This window comes from Enterobacter sp. UPMP701 (genome assembly GCF_053709515.1).
Genome location: NZ_JBSKJN010000032.1, coordinates 1 through 3,452, shown reverse-complemented (window position 1 = coordinate 3,452; position 3,452 = coordinate 1). Strand labels below are relative to the sequence as shown.

Genomic DNA, 3,452 nt, shown 5'->3' with positions numbered 1-3,452 from the left:
CGCATCAGCGGGGATTTTTTTGCCCGTAGACCGGGTATGCGTTAGCGCCACCCGGCACAATGGTTACTGCAGGTCAAACCGATCCAAATCCATCACCTTCGCCCATGCGGCAACGAAGTCGCGGACAAACTTCTCGTGTGCGTCGCTGCTGGCGTAAACTTCGGCCAGCGCGCGCAGGACAGCGTTCGACCCGAACACCAGATCGGCGCGGGTGGCGGTGTATTTCACTTCCCCGCTGGCGCGATCGCTACCGGCAAACAGTTCGTTTGAATCATCGGCCGCTTTCCACTGGGTGTTCATATCCAGCAGGTTCACGAAGAAATCGTTGCTCAGCACGCCCTCGCGGTTAGTAAACACGCCATTTTTGCTGCCATCGAAGTTTGCACCCAGTACGCGCAGACCGCCGATCAGCACCGTCAGTTCCGGCGCGGTCAGGGTCAGCTGCTGGGCTTTGTCGATCAGCAGCGACTCGGTGGTGGACACATCCACCTGCGCACGGTAGTTGCGGAAACCGTCGGCAATCGGTTCGAGCAGGTTAAACATCTCGATATCCGTCTGATCCTGACGCGCATCCACGCGGCCTGGGGTGAACGGCACGTTGACGTAAACGCCCGCGGCTTTCGCCGCCTGCTCAACGCCCACAACACCTGCCAGCACGATGATATCGGCCAGTGAGGCTTTATTAGTGGTGCGCTGAATAGCTTCCAGAGCCGGTAACGCACGCACGGCAGCGGCGTTCACATCCCAGTCGCGCTGAGGTGCCAGCGCAAGACGCGCGCCGTTAGCGCCACCGCGCTTGTCGCCGCCGCGGAAGGTCGATGCAGACGCCCAGGCAACGGAAACCAGTTCGCTCACCGAGAGGCCAGAGGCCGCGATTTCTGCTTTCAGGCTTTCAATGTCTTCCTGCGTCGGATGGAAAACCGGCTGCGGCAGCGGATCCTGCCAAATCAGATCTTCTTTCGGCACTTCCGGGCCAATGTAACGGGATTTCGGCCCCATATCGCGGTGGGTCAGTTTGAACCAGGCACGCGCGAAGGCTTCGTTGAAAGCCTGCGGATCGTTCAGGAAGCGGCGGGAAATTTTCTCGAATTCCGGATCAAAACGCAGCGTCAGGTCGGTGACCAGCATGGTTGGCTTACGTTTTTTCGACGGGTCGAACGGGTCAGGCATGATTTCCGGTGCATCCACGGCTTCAAACTGAATCGCGCCTGCCGGGCTGCGGGTCTGCACCCATTCGTATTTGAACAGGTTCTCGAAGAAGTAGTTGCTCCACTGGGTCGGGGTTTGCGACCAGATGACTTCCAGACCGGAGGTGATGGCGTCAGCGCCAATACCGGTGCCGTGCGTGCTGGCCCAGCCCAGGCCCTGCGCTTCGATCGGCGAGGCTTCCGGATCGGTGCCTACGTGCGTGGCTTCACCCGCACCGTGAGTTTTACCGAGCGTGTGACCACCTGCAATCAGCGCGACGGTCTCTTCATCGTTCATGCCCATGTTGCCAAAGGTGGCGCGGATCGCCGCCGCCGCCGAAAGCGGTTCACCGCTGGCGTTTGGCCCTTCCGGGTTCACATAAATCAGGCCCATTTCGGTGGCCGCCAGCGGGCGCTTCGCCAGTGCTTCCGGGTCACGGTGGGTCAGCCAGGCTTTTTCATCGCCCCAGTTCACGTCCAGATCCGGTTCCCAGACGTCTTCACGCCCGGCACCAAAACCAAAGGTGCGGAAGCCAGAGTTTTCCAGCGCCACGTTACCCGCGAGGATAAACAGGTCGGCCCAGGAAATTTTTTGTCCGTATTTTTGCTTGATTGGCCACAGCAGGCGGCGCGCTTTATCCAGGCTGACGTTATCAGGCCAGGAGTTCAGCGGCGCAAAGCGCTGTTGACCGCGTCCGGCCCCACCGCGTCCGTCCACGGAGCGGTAAGTACCGGCACCGTGCCAGGCCATGCGAATAAACAGACCCGCGTAGCTGCCCCAGTCAGCAGGCCACCACGGTTGAGAGTCGGTTAACAGGGCTTTGAGATCGCCCTTGAGGGCGGAATAGTCGAGCTTGCTGAATTCTTTGCGGTAGTCGAAGTCTTCACCCAGCGGGTTCGAACGGTTGGAATGTTGGTTTAGAAGATCGATGCGGAGTTGTTTAGGCCACCAATCTTTGCTGCCGGTACCTGCACCCGCGCTGTGATCGACGCCGCCCTGATGGAACGGACATTTGCCGGCGGATGCCGCGTTATTGGTCTCGTCTGACGTGCTCATCGCTATGCTCCCTTTACAGTGTTACCGTTACGATATACACCACCAGCAATAAGATATAGTTGAATTAATCCACAGATTCGATAGTTAATACCTTTTAACTTTTTATCTGATTAAAAAGCCCTCGCTTTGTGAGGGCTTTCTGCTGATTACGCCGGACGAACGCCCAGCGTATGACAAATGGCGTAGCTCATCTCCGCGCGGTTAAGCGTGTAGAAGTGGAAGTCTTTCACCCCTTCGCGGCTTAAGATCTTCACCATGTCCATCGCGATGTTAGCACCCACCAGCTTGCGGGTTTCCGCGTCGTCGTCCAGCCCTTCGTACATTTTGGACATCCACAGCGGAATGCGCACGTTGGTCATATCGGCAAATTTCTTCGCCTGTTTGAAGTTAGAGACCGGCAGAATGCCCGGGATAATTTCGACGTCGATACCGGCGGAGACGCAGCGGTCACGAAAACGCAGGTAGCTTTCCACGTCGAAGAAGAACTGGGTGATGGCGCGGTTCGCACCGGCGTCCACCTTACGCTTCAGGTTAAGCAGATCCGCCTGGGCGCTTTTCGCTTCCGGATGAACTTCAGGGTAGGCGGCCACGGAGATATCAAAGTCGGCAACATCTTTCAGAAGCGCGACCAGATCGGTAGCGTACATGTCCGGCTTGCCGCTTCCCGGCGGCAGGTCGCCGCGCAGGGCAACGATATGGCGAATCCCGTTGTTCCAGTAGTCCTGGGCAATGGCGCGCAGCTCATCGCGGGTGGCGTCGATACAGGTCAGATGCGGCGCTGCTTCCAGACCGGTACGGTCTTTGATGCCTTTAATAATGCTGTGCGTACGGTCACGCTCGCCCGAGTTGGCGCCGTAGGTCACGGAGACAAACTTCGGCTTCAGGCTGCTCAGGCGATCGATAGAGCTCCACAGGGTTTGCTCCATTTCACTGGTGCGCGGCGGGAAAAATTCAAAAGAGACGTTAATCTGGCCGTTTACTTCGGCCAGGCTCTGATTCAGTGCTTCCCGCTGGTTGGCGTGAAAAAAGCTCATACCTTACCTCTATCTTTCGCGTTTCGATGTTTGTTGTGTTGTGAACTTCTATACGTTTAGACGTCCAGATGTAAAAATGACGGAAAAGCGGGATGACGTCAACAGAAATAATCAACAATAACGGTGAGGTTTGCTCAGGGAATATGAGGGAAATTCAGGATGAGGGTGAGAAGG

General features: G+C 57.3%; 2 protein-coding genes. Both read right to left on the bottom strand.

Features of this window, described 5'->3' with window-relative positions; translation table 11 throughout:
• Positions 1-63 precede the first annotated feature (63 nt).
• Entirely contained in the window at positions 64-2,244 is a 2,181-nt protein-coding gene (gene katG / locus ACWKXT_RS24155; protein WP_454533554.1) for a catalase/peroxidase HPI, read from the bottom strand.
• 146 nt (positions 2,245-2,390) lie between these two features.
• On the bottom strand, positions 2,391-3,278 hold the full coding sequence (gene metF, locus ACWKXT_RS24150) for a methylenetetrahydrofolate reductase (protein ID WP_454529345.1): 888 nt from the start codon (positions 3,276-3,278) through the stop codon (positions 2,391-2,393).
• Between the last annotated feature and the right edge of the window lie 174 nt (positions 3,279-3,452).

Excerpts from the sequence above, each read along its gene's own strand:
- metF (WP_454529345.1), bottom strand. The coding sequence starts at position 3,278 with ATGAGCTTTTTTCACGCCAACCAGCGGGAAGCACTGAATCAGAGCCTG.
- katG (WP_454533554.1), bottom strand. The coding sequence starts at position 2,244 with ATGAGCACGTCAGACGAGACCAATAACGCGGCATCCGCCGGCAAATGT.